The 15,432-nt window shown below is 48.4% G+C and carries 15 protein-coding genes and 1 pseudogene; 5 read left to right on the forward strand and 11 right to left on the reverse strand.

The genetic code is table 11. The features are described from left to right. Nucleotides 1-88 precede the first annotated feature (88 nt). Nucleotides 89-1,240: a radical SAM family heme chaperone HemW gene (gene hemW / locus CHL74_RS03800; protein WP_094879840.1), complete on the forward strand. Its 1,152-nt coding sequence runs from the start codon at nucleotides 89-91 to the stop codon at nucleotides 1,238-1,240. An 11-nt stretch (nucleotides 1,241-1,251) separates the two neighbouring features. Here the strand turns inward: hemW and CHL74_RS03805 are convergent, their stop codons facing one another. Then, nucleotides 1,252-1,938 carry a tetratricopeptide repeat protein gene (locus tag CHL74_RS03805; protein ID WP_094879841.1) on the reverse strand — a complete coding sequence of 229 codons (687 nt, stop codon included), beginning with the start codon at nucleotides 1,936-1,938 and terminating at the stop codon, nucleotides 1,252-1,254. 185 nt (nucleotides 1,939-2,123) lie between these two features. Here CHL74_RS03805 and panB point away from each other — a divergent pair, with 185 nt between their 5' ends. From panB to CHL74_RS03825, 4 genes are all read left to right on the forward strand, one after another. Next, nucleotides 2,124-2,945, forward strand: a complete 822-nt coding sequence (gene panB / locus CHL74_RS03810; protein ID WP_094879842.1) for a 3-methyl-2-oxobutanoate hydroxymethyltransferase — start codon at nucleotides 2,124-2,126, stop codon at nucleotides 2,943-2,945. Beyond that, the gene (locus CHL74_RS03815) at nucleotides 2,926-4,125 is read left to right on the forward strand and encodes an MFS transporter (protein ID WP_176452162.1); all 1,200 of its coding nucleotides are present in this window, start codon (nucleotides 2,926-2,928) and stop codon (nucleotides 4,123-4,125) included. Before panB ends, CHL74_RS03815 begins: the two co-directional genes overlap by 20 nt. A gap of 75 nt (nucleotides 4,126-4,200) precedes the next feature. Continuing rightward, nucleotides 4,201-4,527, forward strand: coding sequence for a cupin domain-containing protein (locus CHL74_RS03820; RefSeq protein ID WP_094879844.1), 327 nt, complete (start codon nucleotides 4,201-4,203; stop codon nucleotides 4,525-4,527). Between the two features lie 43 nt (nucleotides 4,528-4,570). After that, nucleotides 4,571-5,917: an MATE family efflux transporter gene (locus CHL74_RS03825; RefSeq protein ID WP_094879845.1), complete on the forward strand. Its 1,347-nt coding sequence runs from the start codon at nucleotides 4,571-4,573 to the stop codon at nucleotides 5,915-5,917. A gap of 42 nt (nucleotides 5,918-5,959) precedes the next feature. Here CHL74_RS03825 and CHL74_RS03830 read toward each other — a convergent pair whose 3' ends face one another. From CHL74_RS03830 to atpE, 10 genes and pseudogenes are all read right to left on the reverse strand, one after another. Next, nucleotides 5,960-7,144, reverse strand: a complete 1,185-nt coding sequence (locus tag CHL74_RS03830; RefSeq protein ID WP_094879846.1) for a hypothetical protein — start codon at nucleotides 7,142-7,144, stop codon at nucleotides 5,960-5,962. Further along, nucleotides 7,141-7,785 carry an ATP-binding cassette domain-containing protein gene (locus tag CHL74_RS03835; RefSeq protein ID WP_094879847.1) on the reverse strand — a complete coding sequence of 215 codons (645 nt, stop codon included), beginning with the start codon at nucleotides 7,783-7,785 and terminating at the stop codon, nucleotides 7,141-7,143. The genes CHL74_RS03830 and CHL74_RS03835 overlap by 4 nt, the downstream gene beginning before the upstream one ends. Nucleotides 7,786-7,790: 5 nt before the next feature. Further along, nucleotides 7,791-9,164 (reverse strand): DUF4836 family protein, encoded by a 1,374-nt coding sequence (locus tag CHL74_RS03840; RefSeq protein ID WP_094879848.1) that lies wholly within the window; start codon nucleotides 9,162-9,164, stop codon nucleotides 7,791-7,793. Between the two features lie 54 nt (nucleotides 9,165-9,218). Next, nucleotides 9,219-9,944, reverse strand: a complete 726-nt coding sequence (locus CHL74_RS03845; RefSeq protein ID WP_094879849.1) for a 16S rRNA (uracil(1498)-N(3))-methyltransferase — start codon at nucleotides 9,942-9,944, stop codon at nucleotides 9,219-9,221. 31 nt (nucleotides 9,945-9,975) lie between these two features. Further along, nucleotides 9,976-11,279: pseudogene (locus CHL74_RS03850) on the reverse strand (MFS transporter). Nucleotides 11,280-11,487: 208 nt separating this feature from the next. Then, nucleotides 11,488-12,459 (reverse strand): F0F1 ATP synthase subunit gamma, encoded by a 972-nt coding sequence (locus CHL74_RS03855; RefSeq protein ID WP_094879850.1) that lies wholly within the window; start codon nucleotides 12,457-12,459, stop codon nucleotides 11,488-11,490. A gap of 6 nt (nucleotides 12,460-12,465) precedes the next feature. Further along, nucleotides 12,466-14,052, reverse strand: coding sequence for a F0F1 ATP synthase subunit alpha (atpA, locus tag CHL74_RS03860; protein WP_094879851.1), 1,587 nt, complete (start codon nucleotides 14,050-14,052; stop codon nucleotides 12,466-12,468). A gap of 17 nt (nucleotides 14,053-14,069) precedes the next feature. Further along, on the reverse strand, nucleotides 14,070-14,603 hold the full coding sequence (locus CHL74_RS03865) for a F0F1 ATP synthase subunit delta (protein WP_094879852.1): 534 nt from the start codon (nucleotides 14,601-14,603) through the stop codon (nucleotides 14,070-14,072). Nucleotides 14,604-14,612: 9 nt separating this feature from the next. Beyond that, nucleotides 14,613-15,131 (reverse strand): F0F1 ATP synthase subunit B, encoded by a 519-nt coding sequence (atpF, locus tag CHL74_RS03870; protein ID WP_094879853.1) that lies wholly within the window; start codon nucleotides 15,129-15,131, stop codon nucleotides 14,613-14,615. A gap of 50 nt (nucleotides 15,132-15,181) precedes the next feature. Continuing rightward, complete coding sequence (atpE, locus tag CHL74_RS03875) at nucleotides 15,182-15,424, reverse strand: ATP synthase F0 subunit C (protein ID WP_094879854.1); 243 nt, start codon at nucleotides 15,422-15,424, stop codon at nucleotides 15,182-15,184. Between the last annotated feature and the right edge of the window lie 8 nt (nucleotides 15,425-15,432).

Raw genomic sequence — 15,432 nt, forward strand, 5'->3', positions numbered from 1 at the left:
AAATCGGGAAAAAGTGTGATTTTTTTAAACTTATTAGTAATTTTGTTTACACAAGTTAGTACTTAATACCACTCTATACATTAATTATATGGAAAAAAAACTGAAGTTCGGAATATACATCCACATACCTTTCTGCTCCAGCCGATGCATTTATTGCGGCTTTTACAGCACAACATTGGCGAAAACAATGGAAACAGGCTATGTGGAAGCGCTTCTACACGAAATAAAGCTAAGAAAGAAGGAACCTCTTTGCTTCTGCGGCGAAGGCGAAACGCCCGTCGTGGACACGATATATATAGGAGGCGGTACGCCGTCGTGTCTTAAGAGCGAGAATGTAGGGCGAATACTGTCATGCGTAAAGGAAACATACGAATGTCAGTTGAGGGAGGTGACTATGGAGATGAATCCTGACGACATCACAGATGAATACGTTAAGGACGTGAAGGGATATGGGGTGAACAGAATAAGCATGGGCATCCAGTCGTTTGACGACAGCCGCCTGCGCTTCCTGCGCCGTCGCCATACCGCCGAAATAGCCCGTAACGCTGTCAGCACGGTACGTCGTGCCGGCATAAGCAACGTCAGCATCGACCTTATGTTCGGATTCCCCGGACAGACCGTAAGCGAATGGCAGGAGGACGTGCGTAAGGGGGTGGAGCTTGCTCCAAGCCACATATCCGCCTACAGCCTGATGTATGAGGAAGGCACTCCCCTATTCAGTCTGCTGGAGAAAGGAAAGGTAAGTCAGATTGCGGACGAGACGTCCATAGAGATGTATGAGAGCCTTATAGACCAGCTAAGCTCAGCCGGATATGAGCATTACGAGATAAGCAACTTCGCCAAGCCGGAACATCGCTCGCTACACAACTCGAGCTACTGGCACGACGTGCCTTACTTGGGCTTCGGCGCTTCAGCCCACTCTTACACCATAGGCAAGCGAAGCAGCAACGTGGCTGACATAAGACAATACGTGGAGAGCCTTAGGACTGGCGTCCTGCCTTCGTCAATGGAAATAATAGACGACGACACGCATTATGACGACCTCGTGACCACAGCCCTAAGGACAAAGGAGGGGCTGTACGTGGACAGCCTCAAGCCTAAATATCGCGAATATATAATGAAGGCTGCCAAGCGCAACATAGACGCGGGGCTGATGGCGATGGACAACGGCCATCTACATCTTACGCGTAAGGGACTCTTTGTGAGCGACATGGTGATGTGCGACCTTATCTACACATAGGCCACCAACCTTTATTTACACTTGGCGTACCATGCGGAGAGACTGGCACGCGAGATGCCGAGACTGACCATACGGTCGAGGTCTTCGCGTGCGCCCTTCTTGTCTTTCATCCGCAGACGGACGTCGGCACGCGAAAGCAGATAGTCGGTATTGTCCGGGCTTAGCTCTATCGCCTTGCCATAATCGTACTCGGCAGGGGCATAAAGCTTCTGCTCTACCTCCATTCCGGCACGTGCGGCATAAGCCAAGGCGTTGGCAGGATGTTGTTCCACAAGGAGGTTTATCATGTTCATGGCCTCCGTATGGCGATTGTCCTTCTGATTGAGCAGAGCCAGTCCTAACGTAGCCTCGAAATTGCCTGGCACGACGTAGAGCAGGTGCTCAAGGTCGAGACGGGCAAACTTATAGCGATGCTGCTTCTCGTTGACAAACGCACGATAGAACAAGGCTGCCACGTTGTCAGGCTGGCGATTAAGCACATAATCATATTCTTCACGCGCATACTGCCATTCCTCCAGAAGGATATTCCATTTGGCTTTCCTCAGTCTCAGATCCAACGAGTCAGGATGATAGGCAAGGACATTAGACGCTTGCGAAAGGCTGTCGCGAAGAGCCTTCCTGTCCATGTGTTCATCTTCCTGTCCGAAACAGTTAAGACACAAAGCCAACAAAATAAGTATGGATACCGAATGTTTCATGTTTTTTTCTTCTCTTTGTAATTACAACGAGAATAGTAACGCCGTATGCCTTGGATTTATTGTGTCAATTTGGTTATATTAACAATATAAACTAATTTAACTTTGCCGTTCGGACAAAATGTAGTAATTTTGTCGGACCAAACCAGCCGCATAGTTGGTTTATATGTCAAATTCATATTAAGCAAATGGCAGAATATTTAAGCACAAACAAAAAGAAAATTACCGCACCCCACTTTTTCGAGATGAAAAACAGCGGCGAGAAAATCAGCTGGCTTACTGCTTACGACTTCACCACCGCCACCATCGTGGATCAGGCAGGCGTTGACGCCATCCTCATCGGCGACTCAGCATCTAACGTGATGCTCGGCAATCAGACCACACTCCCCATTACCGTGGAGGAAATGATATTCCATGCACGCGCCGTAGCAAGAGCCGTGAAGCACGCCCTCGTGGTATGCGACATGCCTTTCGGAAGCTATCAGGTAAGCGAGGAGGAAGGCGTACGTAACGCCATAAGAATAATGAAAGAAACTGGCGTGGACGCCGTGAAGCTCGAAGGCGGAGAAGAAATAGCTCACATGGTGAAGCGCATCGTAGACGCAGGCATTCCAGTATGCGGACACCTCGGACTGACGCCTCAGAGCGTGCACAAGTTCGGAGGATACGGTCTTAGAGCCAAGGAGGAGGCAGAGGCTGCCAAGCTGATGGCTGACGCAAAGGCTCTGGAGGAGGCAGGATGCTTCTGCATCGTTCTGGAGAAGGTGCCCGCCAAGCTGGCAGAGGAAGTGACGAAGGCTGTCTCTTGCGCCACAATAGGCATCGGAGCCGGCAACAAGACGGACGGACAGGTGCTTGTATATGCCGATATGCTCGGAATGAATAAGGGATTCAAGCCCAAATTCTTACGTCAATACGCTAATTTATACGAAATAATGACGGACGCCATCGGACGCTATGTCCAGGACGTCAAGTCTTCAGATTTCCCTAATGAATCAGAATCATACTAACAACCAATGTACGCCTACGTTTAAGAGGCTATGGAATCGCGACTTCACCATGCTTGTCATAGCAGAGGTGATGTTGTGCATGTCGTGCTATATGGCCATTCCGCTCTTGCCGCAACGACTCGCCGTGAGTCATGGCATAAGCATGGAATGTGCCTCAGCCACGATGATAGCCTTCGTCGTAGGTATCTGTGTGTCAGGATTTTTCTCGAGTTGGCTAATCCAACGCTACCGACGCAATAAGGTATTCTGCATCTCGGCATTATGTCTCGGACTGACCATCGCCACGATGTTTGTCCTGACAGACCGTACGGCAGGCTTTACGGTTGCGATAAGGGACGTGGAGGCCATCGCCATCTTCCTGACATGCGGATTCTTCTTCGGCAATGCCAAGCGTGTGCTCTCATGCACGTTGCTCATAGACAAGACCGAATCATGCCATAGAACGGAGGCCAATTATACTGCAATATGGACATCACGCCTTGCCATCGTGGCAGGACCGATGGCAGCCCTTGCGCTTACCAACGAGGCACGAACGTCGCTCATCTACACTATAGCAGCCGTGGCTGTGCTCCTGTCGATGTTGCTCGTCCTGAGCGTACGGTTCCCATTCCGCGCTCCCGAAGAAGGTACACGCATCCTCTCGCTCGACCGCTTCTTTATGCTACGCGGATGGAGCACCACCATCGTCGTCATGCTCATGGCGGCAGCTCTCGGCTTACTCATAGCCACAAAGCAGGACATCGAGTTCTATCTATTCATGATTTCCGGCTTCGTCATCTCCATAATGGTGCTCCAGTATGCCGTGGTACGTACAGGACGCTATACATCTGCCGTAGGCAATGCCTGCATATTGGTGGCGATGGCAGCCATGCTGTCCTATCATGGATGGGCTGAAGATACACTCTGCCCCATTCTCCTCGGAATGGGATTCGGACTGACCAGCTCCGAGCAGCTATACAAGCTTCTCGATCATTGTGACCATTGCCAACGAAGCACAGCCGAAAGCACATACTTCATGGCAAGCGACGGAGGCCTGTTCCTTGGCATCGCCTACTGCTGGAGTCCGGCTCACAACGAGGCTATGTCAGACATCCTCATAGCCATGCTCTTCATCCTTGCCACTATGGTATGCACGGCAGGAACGATGGCAAAGAAAAAGCATAATAAATTTCATGCATAGCGTTGTGTTACAACACATAGCAAAATATCATTAAAGTATTACGACCAAACAACATTAAACAAAAGGAGGTTACTTATGATTATCAATTTTGACAAAATCGAGGAAAAGAGTATCGAAGGATTCAAGGGTGGAAAAGGCACTCTCCTTACCCGAATGGCTGACGACGGCAACGTCAAGATTATGCGTAACGTGCTTAAGCCGGGCAGCTCCATCGGCACACACACGCATACTGACAACTGCGAGGTGATTTACGTTCTGGAAGGACAGCTGACCTTTATCTGCGAAGACGGAAAGGAAGAAATAGCTAAGGCAGGCGAAATACATTACTGCCCTAAGGGAAAGATGCACACAGGAGAAAACCGCACGGAAGAAGACGCTACGTTTATCGCTTTCGTAGGATAATAAAATGTAGGAATAATACCGTTACTAAAAATTCGTAGGATACATGCCAAGGAAGAACGAGATAGACATGCTTCACGGCCCGTTGCTTGCGAAGATCATCATTTTCGCCATGCCGCTTGCCGCCAGCAGCATTCTGCAGCAACTGTTCAATTCGGTTGACGTTGCCGTAGTGGGACGCTTCGACAGTAGTTATGCTCTTGCCGCAGTCGGAAGCAACGGACCGGTAATAAGTCTGCTCATCAATCTCTTCCTTGGAATATCCATGGGAGCCAATGTTGTCATCTCCAACCACATAGGACAGAAGGACAACAACCTTACAAAGTACGCCATACGCACAACGGCTGCCACCGCCCTCTTCTCAGGATTGGCATTAACCGTTATAGGCGTACTGGCAGCACGCCCAATACTCACCATCATGGGCACACCAACGGAGGTTCTCGATATGGCTGTACGTTATCTCCGCATCTATTTTATCGGCACTCCCTTTCTCCTTATCTATAATTTCTGCTCAGCCATACTAAGAAGCAAGGGCGACACAAGCCGACCTCTCTACATTCTCGTCATTGCGGGAATCATCAATACAGTACTTAATCTTATACTTGTAATAGTCTTCCACATGGGAGTGGCAGGTGTGGCTATTGCCACGGACATAGCAAATGTCTTTAGTGCCGCAAGCATCATATTCCTTCTTATACGTGAGGAAGAACCTTACAGACTGAATCTCCGAAGCATAGGCATAAACAAAAATGAGTTGAAGAGCATGCTTATGATTGGCGTTCCGGCTGGACTCCAGGGAATGGTGTTCTCCTTCTCCAACGTACTACTTCAGACAACCATCAACAGCCATGGAGCGGATGCCGTGGCAGGATCGGCAGCAGCAGTAAATTTCGAGTATTACTGTTACTTCATAATTTCTGCATTCAACGGCGCAGCCATCACTTTCATAGCGCAGAACTATGGTGCTGGCAACTATAATCGAGTAAAGCGCATCTACTGGCTATGTCTCGGACTCAGCACCTTGCTAAGCGCAGCATCTGCGCAACTATTCATCTGGCAAAAAACCTTCTTCGTCAGCCTCTTCACCACGGACGCTTCCGTGGCAGAATATGCTTACACACGAATGCTGATAGTACTATCATGGCAATTCATAGCATGCAGCTACGAGATTTCGGCATCGGCAATGAGAGGCATGGGAAAGTCGATGCTCCCCACCCTGCTTACCATCGTCGGCACTTGTCTGCTACGTGTGGTTTGGGTGTTCGCCGTATGTCCAGTCTGGACATCTTACCAAACCATTATGATAGTTTATCCTATAACATGGATAACAACGGGCATAATGGTCTTTACGGCATTCCATATTACAGCAAGAAAGAAATTGGCAGGAGCATAGCGAGTATCTTTAAGACGCTATGCTCCATAATAAGTTGTAAGATCAGATTCTCTTCACCTTCCTTGTAATTACAAGAATGTTGAAGAGAGAAATCACTAAGAATATCATCATTCCTAAAAAAACGGCATAAAGCATGCTGCCGCTTTCCATGTCAGGATAGAGCATGAGGAGCATGTCCATATAGTATGACCGGGCTAAAGCCAATGCCACGCATGCAAGCAGGAGAACTACAAGATTCAGGCCGATGGTGAGCAACTGATAAGGCAACGACACGCGGTAAGGGCTGTATCCTATAAGGAGAAGGTTCTGCAACTTCGTGGAGTTCTTCTCTACAAGCAGATAGATGCTGAGCATGAGGATATAGAAGCTCAGAACTGATATGAGTATGCCGACAGCCATGACTATGGTTACGAGGAGCTTGAGGAAATACGTGGTCTTCTCAGCGTCCATATTGTTGTCTGCCGTGTCGTAACCATGGCTCTCCATAAACTCTGTCACTCTGGTGTCCGTGGGATTGTCCACCTCCACTATCATACGCGACGGAGCTTCAGGTGCATCAGGTGCAAACTGGCGGTTGCTCCACTTCATAAACTGCTCAGGCACAAGGATGGAGTTAAGACGCGAGGAGAAACCTATCACCTTACCCTTAAAACGACGGTCGCCACCTGCTCCATGAACGAAGATGCTGAAATCTATCATACCAACAAGGCCTTCGCTAATCTTCGGAAGCGAATGGCTTTGGGCGAAGCCGAAGTTATACATGGTGATGTAAGAGCGAGGGAGGATAATGGGGACAACGTCAGAACCTTCCTCATAACGCCACTTGTCAAGCGGTACGTCAACGAAACGGTCTGGTACGCTTTCTATGAACAGCTCCGAATTGAGCACATTTACGCCCTCTACGCCCATAGATGCTTCCACACGATATCCGGCAGAAACAAAGCGTCCGATGCCTTTAACGAAAGGCTGCGACTGTAGCTCATCGATGTCGGAGGCTGTAAATGTGTTCGTGCGACCGGAGAGAGTGCTACCGGTACCGATAGCTTTGGAAATGATGAGATAATTGGACTTCATGAAACTGTCCTCTCCTGTGAATATGGGGAGGATGTCACGATAAAACTGAAATCCGAAAAGAACAATCATTACGCCAAACAGATTGGCAAAGAAAAATCCCACAAACTGCGGGATGCTGATATGCTGCCGCAGCAGTTTCCAAATCAAATTCATAATCTTACTGTTTTCTCGTAATTCAATGGAATGTGCTTTCCTATGCTTGTCATTATAACTCCTGCTCCTTGACGACGTGCTTCTTCCATAACTATCTCGCCCATAATAGCAGCATTCTGATCGTCAAGATGGCTGATTGGTTCGTCGAGAACTATGAAGTCGTATGGCTGAACGAGGGCTCGCATGAGCGCCACTCTCTGCTGCTGGCCGTACGACATCTCGCCTATAAGAGCGTCCTTCTTGTCCCCGATGCCCAACATATCAAACCAACGACGGATGGTTTCGGCGGCGGTATGTGAGGTAAGGCGATTCTTTATTTCGACATTCTCCCAGGCTGTAAGTTCAGGGAAAAGGCGAAGTTCTTGAAAGAGTAGGCTTACATGCGACTTACGTACATCTGTCCATTGTGAGGTTCGGAACGCTCTTGTGTCGTGTCCGTCAAATAGCACCTGACCGGAATAGTCGTTACGATATCCAAGCAGATAACTGCAAAATGTGCTCTTGCCACGACCACTCGCCGACTCGAGCAGATAAAGATGTCCTTTCTGAAAGGTCACGTCTTTTCCCCATATCTCTGAGTCGCTATTATCGCGCGACTGAAAAACATGGGGAACGACGTTCTGGAACTGTATATTATCCATATTAATTATTTAAACTTCATAACGTATACTATTGTCTTCATTCCTCCAAAGGCGTTGCTTATGCTGGCAGCAACATCATTCGTTCCTGCAATGGCAGAGGGATTGACAACTACAGCCAGACGCGAATTACGAATCTCGCCAGTTATGTCCGAACTAAGGGAGGGCTTTGATGACTTGTCAGCAAGGCATGCGAGCTTTGAGGGCGAATTGGTGGCGTAGAAATCGTTGGTCTTTAATCCGAAACTGAAGTTGGCATCGCCACTACGATAGATCCAAGCTTTATCGCCATCGTCAGAAATGGAGCAACCCTTTTGGCAGGAACTTTTCCAATAATCGATATCCTTAAGCCATTTTGGAGAATCCACAACCTTAGCGAAGATAGAATAACCAGCACGCTTGTCAGTAAAACCGTCAGCAGCAAAGAACAAATCGCCGTCAACGCTACGAAGGATGTTATCAAGGTCTATGGCCATATTAGCTCCGGCAAGCATCGCCTGGAAGGAAGGATTTGACTGAAGCAGGGGCAGAAATTCCTCACCCTTAACATTAAGGAACATAGCGAAGGCATCATCCTTCGACACAAGGGGAAAATATGAGTCGCCTATCTTACGATAAGCCTTACCTGCTTCATCAAGCGACTTCTGAAGTTGCTCGTCAAAGGAGAACGGGGTTCCTTCTATCAGAACGTGCTGTTTATGGAAATAGACGTTGGCAGCAACAAGAAGCTGCGAAACATCAGCTCCTTTTGGAGCGCCGATAAACAATGGACCAGCAATTTTTTCGGGCAATGCCTGGGCTTGGGCAACAAAGGCAAAGGGGCTTTCCATGGAAGAAAGCTTGGCGAATATTGGCTTCTTAACTACGCTTCTTTCCTTCTTCTGACCAAGCAGACGCATAACAACGCGCTTGGCATCGGGCATGGCTGCTGCCGTCACGGGACCGAGAACCACGAGGCTATTGGAAGAATAGCCAACACACCACGATTCCTTAATGTCCGTAAAATAATAGTCGCCCGTCTTTTTCACCTCAGAGCAAAATCCCTTGGAAGACTGCGAGCTGAAGAAATCCTTCAGTTTATCCATATCAGACACTTTGCCACACAAGCCGAAATTGCCGTCAACGGTCTCGAAGAGATATAGGCTGCTTGTAGCATCCAATCCGCAACCTTCGAGATTGTCTACACCAAGCAGACTCTTTATGGCAGAAACGGCTCCTCCATCTTCAGACTTTGAAAGGTCAAGACGTGCCAAAGCTGTGGCGTTGGAAGGAATGGCGTTAGTGTAATTGCTGCCACCACATAAAAGAAAAGCTGTGACTATAGCAGCTATGGCACACAGACAAACAGAAATACTGATTTTAAGTTTATTCGATTTAGACATAATACCTAATATTTGTCATTCATTTACCTCCTTTCAGCAAGGGGGATTCACATATCAGAGCAAGCGCTTGCAGAGATTCGCCATCATAACGCCGCTCAGTCCGGCTGTCTCCGTACGCAATCGGCAACGTCCAAGACTTATCGGTTCATATCCGTTGTCTATTGCCATACGTACCTCGTCAATGGAGAAATCGCCTTCTGGACCTACAAGAAACGTCACGGTTTCTTCAGAATCGATGGTCTTCAACACATCGAAGAAGTCGGTACGGGGAATCTCATCATAACAATGGGCTATGAACTTGCGACCCTCTCTTGGAGCAAGGATAAAATCATGGAAAGACTGAAGTTCACGAACTTCTGGCTTGCGGGCCTTATGACTCTGCTTCATGGCAGACACCACAATACGCTCTATACGATCCGTACGCAGGGTTTTACGTTCAGAGAAACGACAATCGAGGAACGCCACTTCATCGAAACCTATCTCTGTGGCTTTCTCCACCATCCACTCTATACGGTCCATCATCTTGGTAGGGGCGATTCCAAGACAAATCTTGCCCTTCCATTCCTTTTCGGTATGTTCAGTAGAAATAATGTTATACATGCAATGGCGACCGCTTGCCATCGTCACTTCCGCTTCAAAAAGGCCACCCTCGCCGTCAACGATATGAATGGTGTCGCCTGCCTGCAGACGAAGCACCTTAACGGCATGCTTAGCTTCCTCCTCCGGCAATTCATTAACGGAGGAGGCTTGAGGAACATAAAAATATCGTATTTCTTTCATTTCAGTAAGTTACTGTTTCTTTTTAGCGAGTTTACTGTTTCTTAGTTCTGAATACTAATCCGAACAATACTGCTACGACCAAAGCGTATGCTGCGAATATGAACCAGCATGTCTGCCAGTCGCCAAGAAGGAACGAGCCCTTCGGAGTATCCACCCATTGACAGTAATGATTGATAACCTTTCCGGCAAGAAGCGTTCCGACTGTAGCTCCAAGCCCATTGGTCATGAGCATAAACATTCCCTGAGCGGAAGCACGGACAGAAGCGTCACATTCCTGATCAACGAAGAGTCCGCCTGAAACATTAAAGAAGTCGAACGCCACACCATATACAAGGCACGAGAGGATGAAGAGCACCACACCTGGGAATACGGCATTGCCCAATCCGAAGAAACCGAAACGCAATACCCATGCAAGCATAGCTATCATATCACGGTCTTGATGCCATAACGACGCATGAAGAACGGGATGAGAAGAATACACAATGCCTCCGCTATCTGACTAATAGACACAAGGAGGGTGGCGTTGTTGGCAGCAAACGAATCAGCCATCTCAGGAATGCCCTTGAAGCTGGTTATGAAGGGAGTGGCATAACCGTTAGTCACCTGAAGCGACATGCCAAGAAGGGCAGAGAAAAGGAAGAACAATGCCATACGCTTGGTGCGGAACATTGAGAAAGCATTCAGGCCTAAAGTCTCTGCCAAAGATGTCTGTGCCTTAGGAGCCAACTTGCACTCGGGCAACGTAAAACAATAAAGGAAGAGTACGAAGCCAAGGATGCCAGAAACAAGGAACTGAAGATGCGTATACTGGAATTTGCCAGCATTCTCGGATAATGTCAGTCCGAAATTGCCTCCATCAAGGAAGGCACAATTGACAAACCACATTGTAGCGATAAAGCCAACTGTTCCAAAAACTCGTATCGGGGGAAAGTCCTTTACGGTATCGAGCCCGCCAGACTTGAGAATGGCAAAAGCGGCAGTATTCGATAAAGCAAGCGTTGGCATATAGAATGCCACGCTAAGAGTGTAAAGCGATATGAAGAGGGTCTTGTCCGGATTTGGAGAAGCATTGCCGAGAAGGAAAAGCGAGACCATGAAACAACCGGCTATGAGGTGACAAAGACCTAACAGACGCTGTGGTTGGATAAGCCTATCGGCAATTACACCCATAATGGTGGGCATAAAGATAGAAACGATTCCCTGAATCGCATAAAACCAAGAGATTTCGGCACCCATACCTGCACGACCGAGATACTGTCCCATGGACGTAAGATAGGAACCCCATACTGCGAACTCCAGGAAGTTCATCAGAGCTAAACGGACTTTCAAATTCATAGATTAGGATATTGTTTTTATTAGTTTACCCGACAAAGGGCATATTTCACATATTTGTAAATATTGTTTAGATGCAAAGTTACGGCAAATAAGACATAACACAAAATATGTTTGGAGGTTTTTCCTAAAAACAAGTACAAAAAAGAAGACAACCTGTAGGTTGGGAACATACAGATTGTCTTCATCTAAAAATGGATATGTTTCGGTGTTAGTTGTTGATACTTCCACCAACAATATCGAGCAATTCGTTAGTAATAGCCTGCTGACGGCTCTTGTTGAACTGAAGATTGAGCTCGCGAAGTATCTCATCAGCATTATCTGTAGCGGTCTGCATGGCCACCATTCGGGCGGCATGCTCGCTTGCGATGCTGTCGAGCAAGGCTGTATAGAGCATCAGGTGAAGATACTTGGGAATGAGCTGCGAGAGGACTGTATTCATGTCCGGCTCAACAAGAAAGTTATCGTTGAGCGGACGTACGTTTTCCTCTTGCTTGTGCTCCTCTGCCGAAGCATTCTTCTTAAGATACTCCTGTGCCTCCTTTGAGGTTACAGTAGAGTTAAGGTCACGAGTGCGGTCGCGCTTCAACTCCTCAGTAAGGTCGATAGGAAGGAAGTTCTTGCGTGTAAGAATCTGCGAACCGGCGCTCTTGAAATGATGATAAATCATCTCCACGCGGTCAACATCACCACTAACAAACTTCTGCCCTATCTCACGGGCTATTTCAATACATTGCTTCACGTTCGGCTTTTCTGCAAGACTTGTAAAGTCTCCTGCCACATGAAGCCCCATTTTAGCCGCCTTCTCAGCAACCTTTCGTCCAATCGGGTAGACAACAATATTGTCCTTGCCCAACTTCTCAGAATACTCGTCAACTATATGCTGGAGCAGACGGATGACATTGGCATTAAATCCACCACACAGACTGCTGTTAGAGGCATAAACCACCAAGGCAACACGCTTTACGGGGCGCTCCACGTTGAAAACCGTGGATGCGTCAGCCTCAGAAGCGAGGAAAGTCTTGAGGATATGCTCAAGCATCGTCTCGTAGGGAAGCATGTTCTCAATCATCTGCTGAGCATGATGGAGCTTAGAGGAAGCCACCATCTTCATGGCACTCGTAATCTTACGGGTGCTGTTGACTGATGTGAGTCTGTTCTTGATTTCTTTGAGTGACGGCATAAGCTATTACTTTTTATACTGACCTGCTACATCAGCCATAGTCTGTTCGAGAACAGCTGTGAGCGAGTCGTCAATCTTACCACTTGCAAGTGCCTCAATTACGTCGGCATGCTGAGTACGAACCTTGTCAAGGAAGGTCTCCTGACACTCACGCACCTTCTCAACGGGCACGTCGTGCATCAAGCCATGTGTTCCGCAATAGATGATGGCCACCTGCTCGCCAACGGGCATCGGAGTGTACTGTGGCTGGATAAGCAGCTGATTGTTCTTACGGCCACGGTCGATGGTCATGGCAGTAACGGCGTCCATATCACTTGAGAACTTAGAGAAAGCCTCAAGCTCACGATACTGAGCCATATCAATCTTCAGCGTACCAGCCACCTTCTTCATACTCTTAATCTGAGCCGAACCACCTACACGCGATACCGAAATACCTACGTTTACAGCAGGACGGAAGCCCTGGTTGAAGAGGTCGCTCTCCAGATAGATCTGACCGTCGGTAATAGAGATAACGTTGGTCGGGATATAAGCCGAAACGTCACCAGCCTGAGTCTCGATGATAGGAAGAGCGGTAAGCGAACCACCACCCTTTACATGACCCTTCATACACTCTGGCAGGTCATTCATCTGTTCTGCCACCTCCTGCTGATCGTTGATACGTGCTGCACGCTCCAACAGACGAGAGTGAAGATAGAACACATCGCCCGGATAAGCCTCACGTCCTGAAGGACGACGAAGAATCAACGATACCTCACGGTAAGCAACAGCCTGCTTTGAAAGATCATCATAGACAACGAGTGCTGAGTAGCCACGGTCGCGGAAGTACTCGCCAATGGCGGCACCTGCAAACGGTGCGTAATACTGCATGGCAGCAGGATCGGCAGCCGTAGCCGCTACGATGATAGTGTAAGGCATGGCGCCATGCTGCTTGAGGTTCTCGACGAGAGCGGCAACAGTAGATGCCTTCTGGCCGATAGCCACATAAATACAGTAAACGGGCTTGCCTGCCTCGTAGAAACTCTTCTGATTGATGATGGTATCAACGGCGATGGCAGTCTTACCAGTCTGACGGTCGCCAATGATAAGCTCACGCTGGCCACGGCCGATAGGAATCATCGAGTCTACAGACTTGATACCAGTCTGCAGAGGCTCCTTTACCGGCTGGCGATAGATAACGCCCGGGGCCTTGCGGTCGAGCGGCATCTCGAAAGCACCTGTCATGTCAATCTCGCCCTTGCCGTCGATGGCCTGTCCGAGCGGATTGATGACACGTCCGAGCATATTGTCGTTGACGCGGATAGAAGCGATGCGCTTGGTACGCTTAACGACCATGCCCTCCTTGATGCCCTCCGTAGAACCCAGAAGCACACAACCAACGTTGTCCTCCTCGAGGTTCATTACGATAGCCATAGTGCCGTTCTCGAACTCGAGAAGCTCGTTGGCCTCAGCGTTGCGGAGTCCGTATATACGGGCCACACCATCGCCGACCTCAAGCACAGTACCCACCTCGTCAAACTGCTGGCTGTTGTTAATGCCCTGCAGCTGTTCGAGAAGCACCTGTGACACTTCGCTTGGTTTTATTTTATCTGACATACTTCTTTAAAAGTTAATTAATTAAGCTGTGACAGAATGGCATTGAGCTGTTTCTTCACGCTGGCATCCATACGATAGGTGTCGTACTCAAGTACGAATCCGCCAATGATGTTAGGATTAACCTCTGTCTGGAACTCAACTGTGCCATTTGTCCTTCCCTCAACCAACTGTCGCATCTTCTGCTCCGTAACGGAGTCGATGGTGCAGGCAGTCGTTAGTTTAGCACCGATTAGATTGTTATGCTTTCTGTACAGAGTAACAAACGAGTTGGCGATGAATTGCATGATACTCTCACGGCCTTCTTTGAGCACAAGGGCGACAAAACGCTTTGTCAAGTCGCATGTTCCTCCAGCAGCTGCTGCGAGGAGCAGACTCTCCTTCTGCTTCTTTGAGAGCATGGGATTATCTATCGTAACCCTCAGCGCAGGCGTCGTGGAGTAGCTGTGAGCAAGGGTCTGCATGTCAGCATACACCTTGTCGGCCTCCTTAGCCTCAATGCCCGCCTTGAGCAAGGCGCGTGCATATCTGACCGATATTAATCCTAAATCCATAGCTTACTCTTATTTATTATTAGCTGTAACTTCATCAAGCATCTGGTTAATGTAATCCATCTGTGCCTTATCTGTATTGAGCTTCTGGCGCAAGACCTTCTCCGAAATCTCAACACTCAACGCAGCTACCTGCTGGCGAATCTCGCTGATTGCAGCCTGCTTCTGGCTTTCAATCTCTGCCTTGGCATCATTGATGATGCGGGCGCTCTCTTCACGAGCCTTCTCCTGTGCCTGTGCCACGATAGCCTCACGTGTAGCAGCAGCCTCCTTGAGAATGGCGGCCTGCTTTCCACGTGCTTCCTGAAGCATCGACTCGCTCTCCTGCTTGATGTTCTCCAGCTGGGCAGCGGCCTTCTGCGCCTTGGACAGACTCTCGTCGATGTACTTCTTGCGCTTCTCCACCATCCCGATAATAGCCGGGAAGCCGAACTTGGCGAGCACGAAGAACACCACAAGGAATGCAAGAAGCATCCAAAAGAGGAGTCCAAGGTCAGGAGTTAATATTGATGGCAATGTACTAAAATCCATTTGCAATATTTTACGAACTCTTTGTTGCTATTACGTAAGAGTGCAACTCCTTACTTGATAAGGAAGGCACAAGCTACGATAGCGAACAATGCACAACCCTCAACGAAAGCTGAAGTAAGAATCATGTTTGTCTGAATCTTGCCTGAAGCCTCGGGCTGACGTGCAATAGCGTCCATTGCGCTGCCGCCAATCTTACCAATACCCAAACCTGCGCCAATTACTGCAATACCTGCTCCGAGACCGCAGCCCAGCTGTGCCAGACCTTCAGCAGCCAAAAGTGATGAAATAATCATAGTTGTTT

Origin of the sequence: Prevotella sp. 885 (assembly GCF_002265625.1) — a bacterium.
Classification (GTDB): Bacteria; Bacteroidota; Bacteroidia; order Bacteroidales; family Bacteroidaceae; genus Prevotella.